This is a genomic window from Flavihumibacter fluminis, assembly GCF_021491375.1.
GTDB lineage: Bacteria > Bacteroidota > Bacteroidia > Chitinophagales > Chitinophagaceae > Flavihumibacter > Flavihumibacter fluminis.
Genome location: NZ_JAKEVY010000002.1, coordinates 512367 through 531722, shown reverse-complemented (window position 1 = coordinate 531722; position 19356 = coordinate 512367). Strand labels below are relative to the sequence as shown.

11 protein-coding genes and 1 CRISPR repeat array are annotated in these 19356 nt (G+C 41.1%); of the genes, 8 read left to right on the top strand and 3 right to left on the bottom strand.

The genetic code is table 11. From position 1 onward, the window contains the following. The first annotated feature begins 83 nt into the window (after positions 1-83). Positions 84-1010 carry a glycosyltransferase family protein gene (locus L0U88_RS08525; protein ID WP_234865563.1) on the top strand — a complete coding sequence of 309 codons (927 nt, stop codon included), beginning with the start codon at positions 84-86 and terminating at the stop codon, positions 1008-1010. Here L0U88_RS08525 and L0U88_RS08520 read toward each other — a convergent pair. Then, positions 994-2118, bottom strand: a complete 1125-nt coding sequence (locus tag L0U88_RS08520) for a glycosyltransferase family 4 protein (RefSeq protein ID WP_234865562.1) — start codon at positions 2116-2118, stop codon at positions 994-996. The two genes, L0U88_RS08525 and L0U88_RS08520, sit on opposite strands and share 17 nt — an antisense overlap. Before the next feature lie 55 nt (positions 2119-2173). On the opposite strand from L0U88_RS08520, the gene L0U88_RS08515 reads away from it, so the two are divergent. From L0U88_RS08515 to L0U88_RS08490, 6 genes are all read left to right on the top strand, one after another. Then, a complete protein-coding gene (locus L0U88_RS08515; RefSeq protein WP_234865533.1) occupies positions 2174-3460 on the top strand; it encodes a hypothetical protein in 1287 nt (428 codons plus the stop codon). Between the two features lie 98 nt (positions 3461-3558). Further along, positions 3559-5748 (top strand): glutamine synthetase III family protein, encoded by a 2190-nt coding sequence (locus L0U88_RS08510; RefSeq protein WP_234865531.1) that lies wholly within the window; start codon positions 3559-3561, stop codon positions 5746-5748. A gap of 500 nt (positions 5749-6248) precedes the next feature. After that, the gene (gene cas9 / locus L0U88_RS08505; RefSeq protein WP_353620642.1) at positions 6249-10847 is read left to right on the top strand and encodes a type II CRISPR RNA-guided endonuclease Cas9; all 4599 of its coding nucleotides are present in this window, start codon (positions 6249-6251) and stop codon (positions 10845-10847) included. A 98-nt stretch (positions 10848-10945) separates the two neighbouring features. Next, on the top strand, positions 10946-11851 hold the full coding sequence (gene cas1, locus L0U88_RS08500) for a type II CRISPR-associated endonuclease Cas1 (RefSeq protein WP_234865529.1): 906 nt from the start codon (positions 10946-10948) through the stop codon (positions 11849-11851). Then, positions 11844-12179 carry a CRISPR-associated endonuclease Cas2 gene (cas2, locus tag L0U88_RS08495; protein ID WP_234865527.1) on the top strand — a complete coding sequence of 112 codons (336 nt, stop codon included), beginning with the start codon at positions 11844-11846 and terminating at the stop codon, positions 12177-12179. The genes cas1 and cas2 overlap by 8 nt, the downstream gene beginning before the upstream one ends. A gap of 91 nt (positions 12180-12270) precedes the next feature. Next, positions 12271-15933: a CRISPR direct-repeat array (repeat unit 47 nt; unit sequence GTTGTTGTTATCCGAAGCTACAGAATAAATTGAAAGCAAATCACAAC). Positions 15934-15938: 5 nt separating this feature from the next. Further along, positions 15939-16250 carry a hypothetical protein gene (locus L0U88_RS08490; RefSeq protein ID WP_234865525.1) on the top strand — a complete coding sequence of 104 codons (312 nt, stop codon included), beginning with the start codon at positions 15939-15941 and terminating at the stop codon, positions 16248-16250. Between the two features lie 108 nt (positions 16251-16358). Here L0U88_RS08490 and hpf read toward each other — a convergent pair whose 3' ends face one another. Beyond that, positions 16359-16655 (bottom strand): ribosome hibernation-promoting factor, HPF/YfiA family, encoded by a 297-nt coding sequence (gene hpf / locus L0U88_RS08485; protein ID WP_234865523.1) that lies wholly within the window; start codon positions 16653-16655, stop codon positions 16359-16361. Between the two features lie 156 nt (positions 16656-16811). Between hpf and L0U88_RS08480 the strand changes: the two genes are divergently transcribed. Next, positions 16812-18398, top strand: a complete 1587-nt coding sequence (locus L0U88_RS08480; protein ID WP_234865521.1) for an FMN-binding glutamate synthase family protein — start codon at positions 16812-16814, stop codon at positions 18396-18398. Positions 18399-18627: 229 nt separating this feature from the next. Here the strand turns inward: L0U88_RS08480 and nudK are convergent, their stop codons facing one another. Beyond that, positions 18628-19206 (bottom strand): GDP-mannose pyrophosphatase NudK, encoded by a 579-nt coding sequence (gene nudK, locus L0U88_RS08475; RefSeq protein WP_234865519.1) that lies wholly within the window; start codon positions 19204-19206, stop codon positions 18628-18630. Positions 19207-19356: the final 150 nt, after the last annotated feature.

Sequence of the window (19356 nt, the reverse complement as noted above, 5' to 3'; positions counted from 1 at the left end):
GTAAGAAAGCGCAAAGGTAAGGTACCTGACTGAGCCAGTGAAATGGGAACGGATTTTATTTACTTAGTCTATTTTTGGCTGTCATGACCATCGCGTTTATTCATAGAGGTACCGCCATTTTGCCTGAAATCACTGCTTACAGAAACTATTTCGAAGCGTTGGGGTATCGTACCATTGAGTGTCATCCGGCTGAAGTAGTTAGCCTGAAACCTGAAATTGAATGGCATTTTTTAGGGATGCACTGGCGTCGTCGGAATCCCGCTGCACTGGTTATACATGAATATGCTTCTCTATCCGCTGCTCCTTTTGCATCCTTTAAGAATTGGTTGAAGAAAGCACTGAATACAAAGCCTGACTTCCGAATCTTTCTGAATGACTATACCCGTGCAGGTTTAAACTTTCAGGACCAGGTACCCTGGGGAATCAGGAGTACTATTTATATACCAGGCAAAAATGCAGCCATACAGCAAAAAAAATACGATTTTGTATATGCAGGAACATTAGAAAAAAGCCGGGAACCTGAAAAGTGGTTGACCTGGTTTGCTCCGGGCGGCCCGCTTGAAAAAAGAAGTTTGCTGGTGCTGGCCCCACGCAGAGCAGAGTTGGAAAATGAATATGCATTCCCCTGGATTCAGTTCCATGATCCGGTGCCTCCCAGTGAAGTAAATGAGTACTTGCAAACGGCGAGGTTCGGAATCAATTACCAGCCCGATTGCCCGCCCTTTAATCAGCAACCCTCCTCCAAATTACTAGCCTATGCTGCTGCCGGCATACCAATTATCAGTACGGACTACCAATGGGTACGGGAATTTGTGAAATCGTATGGGGGAGCATTTTACCTGATTGATACAAATGATCCCAGGATCGATTTTAAGGCAATCGAAAGTTTCGCTTTTGAAGTGCCCTATCTGAACGAATGGACAATAGAATTTCAACTGGAGCGATCCGGCATTCTTAGTTTTCTAAAAAAAACCGGCTTCTACCCCGGAGTTATCAAATCAGAGATATGATCCGCCGGTATTCATGAATAACTTTATCCATACCAAATCGACTGACCACTTTTTCCCTTCCTTTATGCCCCATTTGTTTGAGATCCTGTTCTTTTAGCAGCAGCATCTCTTCCATTTTTTTTGCCAGATCAAAAGGATCCTGTGTGTGACACAGAAATCCGTTCACTCCATCCTCCACCACATCACGGCATCCCGTATTATTAGTGGTAATAATAGGAAGTTCCATACTGGCCGCTTCCAAAAGGCTGCGGGGTACGCCCTCGTTATAATAAGAAGGAAATACAAATACATCTGCATTGGCCAGGAAAGGACGAACATCTTCCTTAAAGCCAAGAAAATTGATTAGTCCCTGCGACTGCCATTGCTGCACTTTCGATGGGGCGATTGAATCAGGGTGATTTTCTTCGAAGAAACCCAACACTACTGATTCAAAAACATACTCTTTCAATTTTAATAACCTGCTTGCCTCCACGAATATTTCAACACCTTTACTCTTCAGCATCCGGCATGACATGAGGAATTGAAAAGTTGGATTCTTTTTACGAACCGCTGGTGGATGAAAGTAGGCTGTGTTAATACCTTCCCCAGGCAACACATTTATTTTATGAAGCGGTACGATGCGCTCCCGCACAAACAAAAGCGCATCTTCATTATTCAGGAAGAGGACTTCTTTAGCTCCATTCAGAGAGAACCGATACAATTGCTTGATTATGAAGTAGAGCAGGTTCTTTCTGGAAAATGCAAATCCCAATCCGGTTATAATCGCAACCGAAGGAATTCCATTTCTGTGAGCTGCAATCGTTCCGTAAATATTAGGCTTGGCTACATAATGAAAGATCAGATCGGGATTGACTTTTTTATACAGCCGTTTCAGATTCATCAGAAATTTCAAATCCGTAAATGGATTAATTACTTTATTATCGAAATCAATCGCAATATGTGAACAGCCGAGTGCTAATACTTTTTCAACTATAGCATGGTTGGGTGTTATAATTAAAATCTCATGCCCATCGGCTATCAGCATTTTAATAATGTCAATTCGGAAATTATAGATCGACCAGGCGTTATTAGATACAAATGCAATCTTCAATTTTTTTCTATCGCTCACTAAATCAAATATTAATCTTTCAAATGTATAGATTTGGAAACAATTCAGGGAAACGATGATGAATTATATTCTCTTCCTTATTGCCTTTGCGACATTCTATTACTGGCTCTATCGATTTATGAAAAAAGCGAACCACGGACTGAATCCGGGGCAACTTGCTTTGGTTTTTGTTTTAAAGGTATTTACTGCCTGCTTCTATGGTTGGTTGCTGCTGCATTATTATGGAGGAGATGATACCTGGGTAATTCATGAGGATACGCTAATGGAGTGGGGTCAGATGAAAATTAACCCATTGCGCTTTTTTGTATATGAAGTTGATCTGCGTCAATACATTACTGACATGGGATGGAAAGAGGGCCTTCCTTATTTCAGGATGAAATTGGAAAAAGCCATTATCAACAAGCCATTGGGCATCTTTAATTTTTTTTCCCAGGGTAATTTTTATGTTAACATGGTCGCCTTTAGCTTTATCAGCTTCTGGGGAACATTCTGGTTGTACCAGGTGCTGGTTCATCTGATGCCTGCCTATAAAAAATGGACGTTTCTTGTACTATTTTTTTATCCTCCTGCCTTATTCTGGCTGAGCGGGCTGCGAAGTGATGCTATGCTGTTTTTCTTTTTCAGTCTTTTTGTTTCGCGGTTGTACAAGCAGTGGCAGATTATGCCGGCAAAAGCCAATTTGTGGTTAGCTTCTTTTGCCTGGTTTGGAATGGCTGTTGTGAAAGCCAGTTTTGCACTGTTGTTGCTCATCCCTGTATTAGCCTGGTGGCTCACAGTCAGAAAAAAATGGACGTTGAAAAAGGCTTTTGGGGGCACAACGGTGGTATTCCTGGGCTTGTTTTTTTTGAGTGCTGCTTTCCCGGAACCATTTAATTTACCCAATGCAGTCGCCAACGTACAACAGGAGTTCTTTAAGCTGGAGGGGAATACGAGAGTGGACTTACCGGCACTCAGTTCTGATCCTGTATCTTATTTAAGGAACCTGCCCGCTGCACTGGATAATATTTTTCTTCGCCCCTACCCCTGGGAAGCCAAGGGAATACTGCAATATGTAATGGTTGCACAAAATATTTTTATAATATGTTTGATAGGGCTCTTCTTTATCCGGAGATTTCCCGGCAGGGATGATTTGGTTCCTCATGCATTGCTTTGGATGCTCTTCTTCTTTTGTATAAGTTTCTATCTGTCAATCGGTTATACTATTCCATTCCCGGGCGCTACCATTCGTTACAGGGTGATTCCTGAGACACTCCTGGTCTGGCTTTTGTCCATCGGAGCTATGGGATCAACTCTTACACATTATAATAATTTCAATGTTTATAAAAAGCAAAAAAACATTTGAAATTCATCCACCAATTACTGAATTGTTATCATTTTTTTAAGCAACTTAGCGGAAATTTATTCTTAACCGGAAAAATTAACAGCTAAAAATTATTTCTCATGTCATTACGTGTTAGTGCTATCAACAACATCAGCCAGGGAAAGGATCTAAAGGGGCCTGCGTCTGCCAAAATCACTGCTTTGTTTGGTGAAAACGTATTCACCCTTCAGAAAGCCAGGGCATTCCTGAGCGATGAGGCATACAAAAGCCTGTTGTCCTCTATCAAAGGATCCAAAAAAATTGATCGTACCGTTGCGAATCAGATTGCAGCCGGCATGCGTCAGTGGGCCGAGACAAAAGGCGTTACGCACTACACACACTGGTTTCAGCCTTTGACTGGAACTACCGCTGAGAAGCATGATTCCTTTTTTACATTAAAAGGGGATGGCACTGCAATTGAAGAGTTTGATGGAGCTGCTCTGATTCAGCAGGAGCCAGATGCTTCTTCATTTCCAAGCGGTGGTATCCGTGCTACTTTTGAAGCACGTGGTTATACAGCCTGGGACCCCTCCTCTCCGGCATTCATCATGGAGATTGGAAACGGAAGAACACTTTGCATTCCTACCATTTTTGTTTCTTATACAGGTGAAACACTTGATTATAAAGCGCCTCTCCTGAAATCACTGGAAGCCCTGAACAAGAGCGCTGTTGAAGTTGCCAATTATTTCGATAAAAATGTAAGCCGTGTAGCAGCCACCCTCGGCTGGGAGCAGGAATATTTTGTAATCGATGAAGGCATGTTCAATGCACGTCCCGACCTGGTACTGAGTGGTCGTACTGTATTCGGACATGCGCCAGCCAAAGGCCAGCAATTGGAGGATCATTATTTTGGTTCCATTCCAGAGCGTGTGTATGCCTTCATGCGTGATTTCGAAAACGAATCCTACAAACTGGGTATTCCGCTGAGAACCCGTCATAATGAGGTGGCACCTGCACAGTTCGAGTGTGCGCCAATCTTTGAAGAAGTAAGTGTTGCAGTAGACCACAATACCCTGTTGATGGATGTAATGAACCGGGTGGCGCGCAGACATGGTTTACGGGTATTATTACACGAAAAACCATTTGCCGGAATCAATGGTAGCGGTAAGCACAATAACTGGAGCATGTCAACTGATACAGGTGTAAACCTGCTGGCTCCGGGCAAAACACCGAAGACCAACCTGATGTTCCTTACTTTCTTTGTGAACACCATTAAAGCGGTACACGATTATTCTGACCTGCTGCGTGCGAGCATCGCATCTGCGAGTAACGATTACCGTTTGGGCGCGAATGAAGCACCTCCTGCGATCATTTCTGTATTCATTGGGCAGTATCTGACCAAGGTGCTGGAAGAAATCAAAGAGCGTGTAGGTGATAAATTTGACGAGCAGGACGAAGCTATCCTCAAGCTGGATCTGCACAGAAGTATTCCGGAGTTGTTGTTGGACAATACTGACCGGAACCGTACCTCTCCTTTTGCCTTCACTGGTAACAAGTTTGAATTCCGTGCTGTAGGATCTTCTGCCAACTGTGCCAACGCAATGACCACCCTGAACACCATCATGGCCGACACCCTGAAAAAATTCAAGCAGGATGTGGATGTATTGATTGAGAAAGGGGAGAAAAAAGAGATCGCAATCATGCATGTGATCCGTGAGTACATTGTAGCGAGCGACAAGGTATTGTTTGAGGGTGACGGATACAGCGAAGAATGGGAAAAAGAAGCAGCCCGCCGTGGTCTGCCAAACCTGAAAACCACACCGCTGGCATTGGATGCAATGGTAACCGACAAAGCCAAACACCTGTTTGAAAGCAATGATGTTTTATCACATGTTGAGTTGGAAGCCCGTCACGAGATCGAGCTCGAAAAATATATCAAGAATGTACAGATCGAAGCCCGTATCATGGGAGAGCTTTGTACCAGCCATGTACTGCCAGCATCTGTTAAGTACCAGAATATCCTGATCAACAACATCAAAGGATTGAAGGAAATTGGCCTGAAGGAAAGCAGTTATGCAAACCAGTTACAGATCCTGGAGAAGATCAGCGAGCATATCAATATCTTGTCTGACCTCGTAGAGAAAATGATTGAAGCGCGGAAGGTATGCAATGCCATGACCGACACCCGCACCAAGGCCATAGCATACGAAAGCCAGGTGAAAGCGCCTTTCTTTGATGCGATCCGCTACCGTGTTGACAAACTGGAGTTGCTGGTAGATGATTCCAACTGGCCGCTGCCCAAGTACAGAGAGATGCTGTTTATTCGCTAAGTAAAAAGTGACTGATAAACAACAAAACCCGCCGATTGGTGGGTTTTGTTGTTTTTAGGATGATGCGATTTCAGAGCTCATGATGCGATTTTTTACCCTTATGAATCAATTATAGTATTTTAGCTTGAGGTTATTTTTAATTGATTTTCAAGTAATTAGATATTGGCCGTGGTTAACAAACAGGTAATTTCAGCCAGTTCCTACGCCCTTCCTACGTATATCCTACAGTTTTGAACTACTAATGATCCGATAATCAACTACTTATGAAACAACAGAATTGAATCAATTGAATCATGCGGAAAAAAGGAACCTCAGAGTGATGGGCACAAAAAAAGGCGACTTTCGCCACCTTGAATGTTTTCACAACGGAATAATCCTTATTGTGATTTGCTTTCACTGCAATGATACATAAAATCAATTATATCAGCAATACGGTTTCCCGTAATTGGTTTAATCTGTAAAGTCCTTATATTGAAAACTAAACCTTAAACCTTCTTTGAATGAAAAAAATATTGGGCCTGGATATAGGCACTAATAGCATTGGATGGTCATTAGTTAATTACGATAATTCGCTGCACCAAGGTCAAATTCTCGGAATGGGATCACGGATAATCCCAATGAGTCAGGATGTATTGGGGGAGTTTGGGAAAGGCAATACCGTTTCTCAAACAGCAGAAAGAACCCGACTTCGCATGATGCGACGACTCAGAGAAAGGCATTTGTTAAGAAGAGAACGCCTACATCGGGTATTAAATCAACTTGATTTCCTGCCTATTCATTATAAGGACCAACTTGATTTTGAAAAAAAGCCGGGTAAAATCAAAGATGGAGTTGAGCCCAAAATAGCCTACCGAAAGCTTCAAAACAGTACCGGGCCTCACCCTAAAGCTGAATTTATTTTTAAGCAAGCCTACCAGGAAATGCTGGAAGAATTTCAGCAACACAATCCAACCTTGTTGTTAAAGGAAGATGGCAGCAGCCGAAAAATACCCTATGACTGGACAGTTTATTATCTACGAAAAAAAGCGCTTTACAAAAAAATTGAAAAGGAGGAATTAGCCTGGTTGTTACTACACTTCAATCAGAAAAGAGGATACTATCAGGCCAGAGGGGAGGAAGAAGAAGAACAGCCAAACAAAGACGTCCAGTTTTATTCTCTTGTAATAACTGATGTGCTGGCAGATGAAGAGGCAAACAGCAAAGGTGACACCTGGTACACCTTACAATTGAGTAATGGGTGGGTATATCGGCGCTCCAGCAAGACTCCCTTATTCAGTTGGAAGGGAACAACAAGAGATTTTATTGTCACTACTGATCTGGAATCAGACGGAACTCCAAAATTGGATAAAGAAGGACAAGTAAAGAGAAGTTTTCGGGCACCCGGTGCAGATGACTGGACATTATTAAAAAAGAAAACGGAACACGAAATAGAAATATCCGGGAAAACTGTAGGCTCCTACATATTTGATAACCTGCTGTTAAACCCTCGAGTGAAAATAAAAGGAAAGCTGGTTCGGACCATTGAAAGAAAGTTTTACCGCGATGAGTTGCACCGAATTCTTGAACTGCAAGGCAGTTATCACAATGAATTCAAAGATGCAGCATTGCTTAAAAAATGTATTCAGGAATTATATAAAAATAATCAGGCACACCAGGAATTACTGCAAACTAAGAATCTTGCATATTTGCTGGCTGAGGATATACTTTTTTATCAACGTCCGCTACGAAGTAAGAAATCAACAGTAGGGAATTGCCCACTGGAGTTCAGGCCATCGAAAGATGAAAATGGGAAACTTGTTTTATTGGATGGCAAGCCGGCGATGCATCCATTAAAAGTAGCGCCAAAATCAAACCCGTATTATCAGGAATTCCGGTTATGGAACTGGTTGCACAACCTGAGACTGTATAGGAAAACAGATGATTTAGATTGTACCGGAGAGTTTATCGAGACTTACTTTCAGAAGGAATCATTGTTTTGTTATCTGAATGATCAAAAAGAAATTACACAGGAAAAACTGATTAAATTCCTGCTTACACAAAAAGGATTAAAAGGGAAAGCATTAAATCAGGAGGTAGCAGTCTATCGCTGGAATTATGTAGAAGGGAAAATTTATCCTGGAAATGAAACGCGGGCAATGATTATTAGCAGACTGGGTAAATGCATAGACAATCCTGGTGAATTTCTGGATGAAGACAAACTCAATCATTTATGGCACATTATATATTCCGTAACTGATACGGAAAGTTTTGGCAAGGCCCTACAGACCTTTGCGAAGCGATACAAATTAGACGAAAAAAGTTTTTTTGAAGCATTTAGAAAGACACCTCCCTTTGACAGTTCGTATGGAGCTTATTCCGAAAAAGCAATAAAGAAGATTCTTCCTTTGCTAAGAGTTGGCCGGTATTGGAAATATGAAGCAATTGCACCGGTTACGCGCGCCAGAATTGAAAAATTACTGACTGGTGAATTTGATGAAAAAATTCGTGACCAGGTACGCAGCAAAGCGATCCATCTTGAAAAGGAAACAGATTTTCAGGGTTTGCCTGAGTGGCTGGCCAAATATATAGTGTATGATCGGCATGCTGAAGCTGAAGCAGCAGGAAAATGGAACAGTGTGACTGAGATTGATCAATGGTTGAATGATTTTCGGCAATATAGCTTACGAAACATGGTAGTGGAACAGGTAACACTGGAAGCCATGAGGGTGGTACGGGATATTTGGATACATTATGGGAAAGGTGCTGCTGGTTATTTTGATGAAATTCATATTGAGCTAGGTAGAGAACTAAAACAAACGAATGACGAACGTAAGGATCAAACTAGTAAAATAGCGGAAAATGAGGCAACCAACCAACGCATCAAGTATTTATTGGCTGAAATGCAGGAATCGGGACAGGTACAAAATGTTCGACCTTATTCTTCAATGCAACAAGAGTTACTCAAAATTTATGAAGAAGGCGTTATAAAATCCGGTATAGAAATAGATCCAGAAATATTAAAAATCTCAAAAACTGCTCAACCTACTACAGCAGATCTTAAGCGGTACCGATTGTGGCTGGAACAAAAATATCGCTCACCCTATACAGGACAAATCATTCCGCTAAGTAAATTATTTACTCCGGAGTATGAAATAGAACACATAATTCCAAGGGCAAAATATTATGATGATAGTTTTAGTAATAAAGTGATTTGCGAGGCTGCAGTAAATAAACTGAAAGATAATCGGACTGGGTATGGCTTTGTGAAAAATAATGGTGGCCAAATAGTAGAACTTGGATTTAATCGAAGTGTAAAAATTTTAAATGAAGAAGAGTACAAAGAGTTTGTTCAGAAAGAATATGCATCAAATCCGGTAAAAAGGAAAAAACTCCTGATGGAGGAAATTCCGGAAGAGATGACAGAGCGACAGTTGAATGATACAAGATATATAAGTCGCCTTATTTCACAAATCCTATCCAATCTTGTACGATCTGAAACCAATGACGATGGAGTAAATTCTAAAAACATTATCCAGGTAAATGGGAAAGTAACTGCGGCCTTAAGGCAAGATTGGGGTTTGAATGATGTGTGGAATGAAGTATTAGTGCCACGGTTTCAGAGAATGAATGCACTCCTGAATACAGATCAATTTCTGGCTTGGAATCAGCAACACCAAAAGTGGTTACCGACAGTACCTCTGGAGCATGCGGCAGGCTTCAATAAAAAGAGAATTGATCATCGGCACCATGCGTTAGATGCGCTGGTTATCGCCTGTGCCACCAGGAGCCATGTTAATTTTATCAACAACCAAAATGCTAGGAAAGGCGTAAAAAGCGACGAAGAAAAAGCAGGCAACAGATATGATCTGAGAACTGCATTGTGTTATAAGAAAAATACTCAGGCAGACAGCAACCATTACGAGTGGATCTTTAAAAAGCCATGGGAAAATTTCACTGCAGAAACCAGAGAGAAACTGCAAAGTATAGTGATCAGTTACAAAAAGAATCTGAGAGTATTGAATTCTACCAGTAATTATTACAGCAAGTGGGGAGAAGTAAATGGTGAGCGCGCACGGATCCGTGTAAAACAAACTACTGGAGCTGCAAAAGCGATAAGAAAGCCATTGCACAAAGACACGGTGTTTGGTGCAGTAAGCTTACAAAAAAAGAAACTGGTTTCTCTAACCACCGCACTGGATAGTATCAGCAGCATTGCAGATAAGGAGTTCAGAAAATTCCTGCAACAGCTTCATGCGCAGGGCATGGACAAAAAGAAAATCCAGGCGCAACTGAAATCCATGCAAATGGTATGGGAAGGCAAGTCGATTGCAAAAGTCGAAATCTGGTATTGGGATGAAGAGCTGGTTGCAACCAGAAAAAGTCTGGATACCAGCTTTACTGAAGAAAGTATTTCCAGCATAACAGATACAGGAATTCAAAAAATATTACTCAATCACTTAAACAACCACAAGGGCAAGACAGATGAGAAGGGGAAAGCCATACCAGCTGAAATGCTAGCATTTTCTCCGGAAGGAATTGAGCAAATGAATCAGAATCTACGAGGATTAAATGATGGAAAAGATCACCAGCCCATAGAAAAAGTAAGGGTATATGAACCAAAGGGAAATAAGTTTTCAGTTGGCGAGAAAAACAATAAACGAGGTAAATATGTTGAGGCAGCCAAAGGCACCAACTTATATTTTGGTATCTACCAGGGCGAGGGGGGTGAACGCTCTTATGACAGCATACCATTGAATTTGGTGATAGAGCGCTTGCGACAGGGACTTGCCCCCGTACCAGAGACCAATGAAAAGGGACATCGCTTGTTGTTTGATTTATCGCCCAACGATTTGGTGTATGTACCAACAGAAGAGGAGCAATTTAACGGTAAGGCTGCTTTTAATACCGGAAACTTTATAAATCCGGATAGGGTTTATAAGGTGGTAAGTTTTACGGGGAATAGACTTTTTTGTGTAAGACAGGAAATTAGCATTCCTATATTAGATAAAGTGGAGTTTTCAACTCTGAACAAAATGGAAAAAACAGTAGAAGGCACGATGATAAAAACCAATTGCTGGAAAATATCCTGCGATAGGTTAGGCAATATTAAATTTCTCTGATTGTCGGATTGCCCTTTGAAAATATCAAAGGGCAATTTTTTCTAATATCAGGACGTTTTACTGTAACCTTATTCGTTTATTATCCCATAAACTATCCTATGGTTAAACGCACCTTGTACTTCGGAAATCCAGCTTATCTACGGGTGGAAAATGAGCAATTAAAGATTGAACTTAGAGAAAGCGGAGAAATAAGGCAGGTTCCAATTGAAGACATAGGCTATATCATCCTTGATAATCAGCAAATTGTTATCTCACAGGTAGCCATTGCCAAGCTACTTTCAAACAATACTGCACTGATTACCTGCGACCACACCCACCACCCGGTTGGATTGATGTTAAACCTGGATGGGAACACCCTGCAATCACAAAAATTCCAGGCGCAGGTGGACGCATCTGTACCCTTGAAAAAACAGCTATGGCAACAAACGGTAATCAGTAAAATTCAAAACCAGGCGATGGTTTTGGAAAGACAGAGAGTACCGGGCAAAGCATTGCGGCACCTGGCGCAGCAGGTTAAAAGTGGAGATGCGGAAAACCATGAAGCACAGGCGGCAGCAAGCTACTGGAAACAGGTATTTCCGGACTTTTTAGCATTCAAGCGAGATCGGTTTGGCGCCCCCCCCAATAACTTACTTAATTACGGATATGCAATCCTCAGAGCGATGGTAGCAAGGAGTCTAGTAGGTTCTGGACTCCTTCCAACTTTGGGAATTCATCATCGCAATCAGTACAATGCCTATTGTTTGGCCGATGATATAATGGAACCATATCGCCCGTTTGTAGACTTAATTATTTGCCAGCTTATCCGACAAAATGGGCAATACCTGGAGATGACGCCCACCATGCGGGCAGAACTATTGAAAATTCCACAATTGGATGTGCAATTGGAAGGAAGAAAAAGCCCTATGATGGCGGCCATTCAGCGAACAACCGCCTCCCTAGCCAGGTGTTTTGAGGGCAAGGCGAAGAAAATTATATATCCGGAACTTACTCCTCATGTTTGACCGTTTAAATGCATACAGGATCATGTGGGTACTCGTATTTTTTGATCTTCCTACTACCACAAAACGCGACCGCAAGCGGTATACCAGATTCCGGAAGGAAATCATGCAGGATGGATTTCAGCTATTTCAGTGGAGTATTTACCTACGGCACTGTATGAGTAGGGAAAACGCCGATGCACATGTTGCCAGGGTTAAAAAACTTTTGCCATCGAAAGGCCATGTGGTAATAATGAGTATAACAGATAAGCAATTCGGGATGATGGAGATTTTCCGCGGCCTAGACCAAGTAAAATCTCCGGATGCCGCCACACAACTGGAAATGTTTTGAAAACAGGATGAAAAAAATGACCAAAAAGCCCCTTTTTTTCATCCTGTTTTGGCGGTTAATTAACTGATTTTCTATGCTTTATAGCGAATCGGTTGTTGTTATCCGAAGCTACAGAATAAATTGAAAGCAAATCACAACTAAAAAGAATGAGGAACACTTATCAAACAAGTTGTTGTTATCCGAAGCTACAGAATAAATTGAAAGCAAATCACAACATATACCTGGTTATTCATTACCTCAACGAAGTTGTTGTTATCCGAAGCTACAGAATAAATTGAAAGCAAATCACAACTTCGGGAATTGATTTAATAATTGCTGTCTTGTTGTTGTTATCCGAAGCTACAGAATAAATTGAAAGCAAATCACAACAAGCAGATCGGGCAAAAAAAGATTGGTATTGTTGTTGTTATCCGAAGCTACAGAATAAATTGAAAGCAAATCACAACTCTATATCCAGCCATAATTCCAGAATTTTCGTTGTTGTTATCCGAAGCTACAGAATAAATTGAAAGCAAATCACAACCAAGGGTAGTACCCTGGCATTCGTTGTAAAGTTGTTGTTATCCGAAGCTACAGAATAAATTGAAAGCAAATCACAACTGATGACTGTGAAGGGAATAAACTTGAGCCGTTGTTGTTATCCGAAGCTACAGAATAAATTGAAAGCAAATCACAACAGATATACAGTAATTAATTACAAGAATTTTTGTTGTTGTTATCCGAAGCTACAGAATAAATTGAAAGCAAATCACAACTAGAACCGTCCGAACGCGAATCTGACTACGTTGTTGTTATCCGAAGCTACAGAATAAATTGAAAGCAAATCACAACCACCAAGGCTGTTGATGATAAAGCAAAAGCGTTGTTGTTATCCGAAGCTACAGAATAAATTGAAAGCAAATCACAACCCCCTTCCTGATGGAGGATTTCAGACAATGGTTGTTGTTATCCGAAGCTACAGAATAAATTGAAAGCAAATCACAACCTGGCCTCATTTGGGTAGTTTGATACCAATGTTGTTGTTATCCGAAGCTACAGAATAAATTGAAAGCAAATCACAACATACAGTTCATCCAGGCAAACAATCCTACTGTTGTTGTTATCCGAAGCTACAGAATAAATTGAAAGCAAATCACAACGGGATGAACTCCCTTTTATTGTGCTTTTCGGTTGTTGTTATCCGAAGCTACAGAATAAATTGAAAGCAAATCACAACTGCTACTGCCACACCATCACCCAATGATTAGTTGTTGTTATCCGAAGCTACAGAATAAATTGAAAGCAAATCACAACATTGGCATCCAGTACCAGCTCTCCGGCCAGGTTGTTGTTATCCGAAGCTACAGAATAAATTGAAAGCAAATCACAACATACATCCCGATCACGCTCCAGCATGGTTAGTTGTTGTTATCCGAAGCTACAGAATAAATTGAAAGCAAATCACAACTCACAGCGATGGCTTCCGCCAGTTTATCGTTGTTGTTGTTATCCGAAGCTACAGAATAAATTGAAAGCAAATCACAACAAGCTGTCTCCAGTTACGGTACCAGAAATTGTTGTTGTTATCCGAAGCTACAGAATAAATTGAAAGCAAATCACAACCCAATTGATGAGTTTTACGACGTGATCCTTGTTGTTGTTATCCGAAGCTACAGAATAAATTGAAAGCAAATCACAACGATAACCGCCAATGGTTTTACCCAATCGTGTTGTTGTTATCCGAAGCTACAGAATAAATTGAAAGCAAATCACAACATGGATTGAGTGGAATTGTTTGTTTTCATGTTGTTGTTATCCGAAGCTACAGAATAAATTGAAAGCAAATCACAACGGGTGTTCGTTCATAGCAAACCGGAATAGGTTGTTGTTATCCGAAGCTACAGAATAAATTGAAAGCAAATCACAACATTGCAAATGGCGAAAATTGTAATGATTGAGTTGTTGTTATCCGAAGCTACAGAATAAATTGAAAGCAAATCACAACAAAAGAGCATATTTCATAGCCAAATATTTGGTTGTTGTTATCCGAAGCTACAGAATAAATTGAAAGCAAATCACAACTTGACAGGTTGTATTACAGTTTCACCGACCGTTGTTGTTATCCGAAGCTACAGAATAAATTGAAAGCAAATCACAACGGTGGAGGAAGGCATAGCAAACGACATCCGGGTTGTTGTTATCCGAAGCTACAGAATAAATTGAAAGCAAATCACAACATATTGACAGGTATGTAACGTTTGTCCTGGGTTGTTGTTATCCGAAGCTACAGAATAAATTGAAAGCAAATCACAACCTCGCTCCCCATCCTTCCTCCGCTCCCTTCGTTGTTGTTATCCGAAGCTACAGAATAAATTGAAAGCAAATCACAACATTGGATGGGAATTACCAACAGAAACCAAAGTTGTTGTTATCCGAAGCTACAGAATAAATTGAAAGCAAATCACAACATTACTCGCCACCGACGACAACGGAACCGAGTTGTTGTTATCCGAAGCTACAGAATAAATTGAAAGCAAATCACAACACAAACCAGTATGATTATGAGATCATGCAAGTTGTTGTTATCCGAAGCTACAGAATAAATTGAAAGCAAATCACAACAATAGTTTCCTGATCGTTCTATTTAACCGGTGTTGTTGTTATCCGAAGCTACAGAATAAATTGAAAGCAAATCACAACATTAGGGCCCAGAATAAACCATATCCTTCGTTGTTGTTATCCGAAGCTACAGAATAAATTGAAAGCAAATCACAACACTCCACTTATGCAGGTTATTGGCAGTATCGTTGTTGTTATCCGAAGCTACAGAATAAATTGAAAGCAAATCACAACAGCGGAAACCGCACCTACAGGATCACAAAGTTGTTGTTATCCGAAGCTACAGAATAAATTGAAAGCAAATCACAACGTCCTGCTATATCAGTTGCAATGCTGTTCTGTTGTTGTTATCCGAAGCTACAGAATAAATTGAAAGCAAATCACAACTGACTCATCCCTGGCAATCTCTACTGTTGCGTTGTTGTTATCCGAAGCTACAGAATAAATTGAAAGCAAATCACAACAATGACCGGGACGGTGATCGTCGAGACGTCGTTGTTGTTATCCGAAGCTACAGAATAAATTGAAAGCAAATCACAACAGAAATAGATCCTTCTACAGAAGAAGAATCGTTGTTGTTATCCGAAGCTACAGAATAAATTGAAAGCAAATCACAACTCATGCCTGTTGGGTATCTCCATCCGGCAAGTTGTTGTTATCCGAAGCTACAGAATAAATTGAAAGCAAATCACAACTATTCCACTAATGACGGAGTAACCTTTGATGTTGTTGTTATCCGAAGCTACAGAATAAATTGAAAGCAAATCACAACACCTTTTCTGCAGACGTTCCCCATCTTTTTGTTGTTGTTATCCGAAGCTACAGAATAAATTGAAAGCAAATCACAACCAACACCCGCATCAGGCACTTCATAGTTGGTTGTTGTTATCCGAAGCTACAGAATAAATTGAAAGCAAATCACAACAGCCGATTCCTCAAATTCCCCCGCTTCCTCGTTGTTGTTATCCGAAGCTACAGAATAAATTGAAAGCAAATCACAACTCGCCTACTTCCGCTATTACGAAGCTACCGGTTGTTGTTATCCGAAGCTACAGAATAAATTGAAAGCAAATCACAACAGAGAAAGGTAAGGTTCGGTTTGGTACCTCGTTGTTGTTATCCGAAGCTACAGAATAAATTGAAAGCAAATAACAACGATGTTTGGCGCTAATAACGACCTATTCTGTTTTACGAAGAGCAAACTTAAAGTTGGGTGGAATTGATGGTGAACTTGTATCGGATTTATTTGGCTCAACATCTGGCATTGTTTTCACCTTTAATATTATGGAATCTAGAGCAACCGCTATTGCAGACATTGCAGAATCCCTCATTGCCTTGTCAATATTTCGAGAACTTGGAACAGATTTACAAGAAAATAATACCACTGAACAAGCTAGCACAATGATTTTCAAATCCTTAGTGCTCAATTTAGGCTTGAAAATACGCATAGACGTAAATATCAGAAGCAGCTGACCAGAAAACAAAGATGAGGATTATCACCCTCCCCCATCTCTCCCAGTTACGCGGAGTGGAGGTATAGTAGCAATAACCCTCATCATCATCAAAAATAGTATAAAAAAATCAATACCCTTCCTTCGTTTTGCGTTTTTCAATTTGTCTTTCCAATGCTTCAATGGCCTGAGCAGTTGCTTTCTCAAAGGAAGAAGCCCTGGAACTTGCCAGCAAATCATTACCTGGAACTACCAGGCGGATATCTGCTATTTTATTATCATTCGTTTCAGACTTATCTACTCGTAATGTGATTTCATAACTGATGATATTATCCAGGTAACGTCCCAGCCTTGCAACCTTCTCCTTTACAAATTCATTTAACTCTTCCTTTGCGGTAAAATCTAGCGTTTGAATATTGATATTCATGATGTAATCGTTTCAACAAAGAACGGGGTTCCTGGAGATCTTTAACCTGAGCAAAGTCAGTTTTGTGTTTGTTTTATATTAGGTAACGAAAAACTAACATCTGTTTGTAAATCAGAATATTGGATACCTTTGGAGTTAATTTTTTAATGAAGAGAGATGAGAAATGGTTTTGTAATCAGTGCTGTTATTGGCCTGGTGCTTAGCTTTTTGCTGAGCTTTTATGTAAGTCCGTGGTGGTATTTACTTTTTGCTATAGTAGTCTTTCTCTTCGTTCTAGGCCTGGTTGACATGAACCAGACCAAACATTCCATTATGAGAACCTATCCGGTATTTGGCCGCATGCGCTACTGGATGGAAGCCCTCCGCCCGAAAATGTATCAGTATTTTGTTGAATCCGATATTGATGGGCGCCCCATAAACAGAGTCGATCGCTCTACCATTTATCAGCGGGCCAAACAGGAAACTGATACCATGCCTTTTGGCACCCAGCTCGATGTATACGAAGAAGGTTATGAATGGATGAGCCATTCGATTGCACCAAAAGATTTTCATAAGCTGGATCATTCTCCCCGCGTGCTGATTGGCAATAAGGATTGCAAACAACCTTATTCTGCCAGCATTTTTAATGTATCGGCTATGAGCTTTGGATCTCTGAGCAGCAATGCGATCCGGGCCCTGAATGCGGGCGCTAAAATCGGTGGATTTGCCCACAACACCGGAGAAGGTGGCATGAGCCGGCACCACCTGGAAGAAGGCGGAGATATTATCTGGCAAATCGGCACGGGTTATTTTGGTGCACGTGATGAGAATGGAAATTTTTCACCGGAAGTATTTGCTAAAAATGCAGCAACTCCCCAGGTGAAGATGATCGAACTAAAGTTGTCGCAGGGCGCCAAACCGGGTCATGGTGGTATTCTGCCAGCAAAGAAGAACACACCCGAGATTGCAGCCATCCGTCATGTGAAGCCCAATACCACTGTTTATTCCCCACCCTATCACTCAGCGTTTAATAGTCCCCGTGAACTGGTGCAATTCATTGCCCAAATGCGGGATCTTTCTGGCGGAAAACCGGTTGGATTCAAACTTTGTATCGGACGCAAATCAGAATTCATTGCCATCTGTAAAGCGATGATCGAACTGGACTCCTACCCTGATTTTATTACCGTTGATGGTGGAGAAGGTGGCACCGGCGCTGCTCCGCAGGAATTCAGCAATCATGTTGGAGCACCTTTGCTGGACGGACTCGCATTTGTCCACAATATGCTGGTTGGATTCAATATCAGGCAGCATATCCGGATCATTGCATCAGGTAAGATTCTCAGTGGATTTCACATGCTGCGTGCCATTGCGCTAGGCGCAGATGCGTGTAACAGCGCGCGTGCCATGATGATGGCTCTTGGTTGTATCCAGGCATTGCAATGTCATACCAACAAATGCCCAACAGGGGTGGCAACACAGGATCCCAGTCTCACAGTAGGTCTGGTTGTTACTGATAAAAAACAACGGGTAGCGAATTATCATGAAGACACCATCAAAACCTTTGTGGAACTAATGGGTGCCGCTGGCATTGATGACTACAAAAAATTAACCCGTTCGCATATTTATCGGCGGGTATTTATGAATGAAGTGAGGACACTGGAAGACATTTTCCCATCGCTGCAACCGGGAGATATGCTAAAAGCGGAACTTCCATCAAGGTATGCACAGGATACGCAGGTGGCTGATCCGGACCGCTGGCATTAATCGAATGTATATGTATGATTTCCCCAGTAAACCCGTCCAATGGACGGGTTTTTCTTTTTTATTCTTTCGATGATCGGTACTATGTCGACTGGCTCTCCAAATATATCAGTTGGATATTCAACCAATTTCCAACTGCCTCTCTTCATACTTCTGGCTAAGATTCCAATTGATTTACTCCGCCTTAAAAGTTGTCGAAAAGGAGTTGAATGCAAAAATGGTTTAACACGAATCATAAAATTCCATTTAATCGAATGTACTGTAATAGCATAATCGTTTTTGCATCTTTAATTGCGCCGGTTTCGATCATTTGCAAAGTTTCTGCAAATGGCAATTCCAATACTTCAATATTCTCCTCTTCGTGCTGCGCACCACCTCCATCCGAAAGCTTCATTTCTTTGGTGTAGGCAGCAATGAAAAAATGCAGGATTTCAGTAACTGAACCGGGTGACATATAAGCTTCAAAAATCTTTTGTACAGCGGAAATTTTATAGCCGGTTTCTTCTTCTGTTTCCCGCCGGATGCAATCTTCCGGATTGTCGTCATCCAATAAACCTGCACAGGCTTCAATCAACATACCGGATTCATTGCCATTGACAAAAGAAGGCAGTCGGAATTGGCGGGTTAGTACTACGGTTTGCTGTTCCTTGTTATATAAAAGAATGGTTGCACCATTTCCTCTGTCGTACACTTCCCTGCTTTGGCTATGCCGGGAACCGTCTGGTTTGGAATAATCATAAGTGATCTTTTTGAGAATATACCAGTTGTCAGAAAGGAGTTTGGTGTCTGTTATTTTTATGTCGGATATCATACGATGAATATCAGCTAAAATATAAATATATCAATCAATATAGTTAAACCTACAAAAAGCAGTACAACAGCGTAAAGTATATTTATTTTGTGTTTGCTATCATGCTTTTTCTGCAAACTTTTCTAAAGGGTTAGGCAGGATTTCATCAGG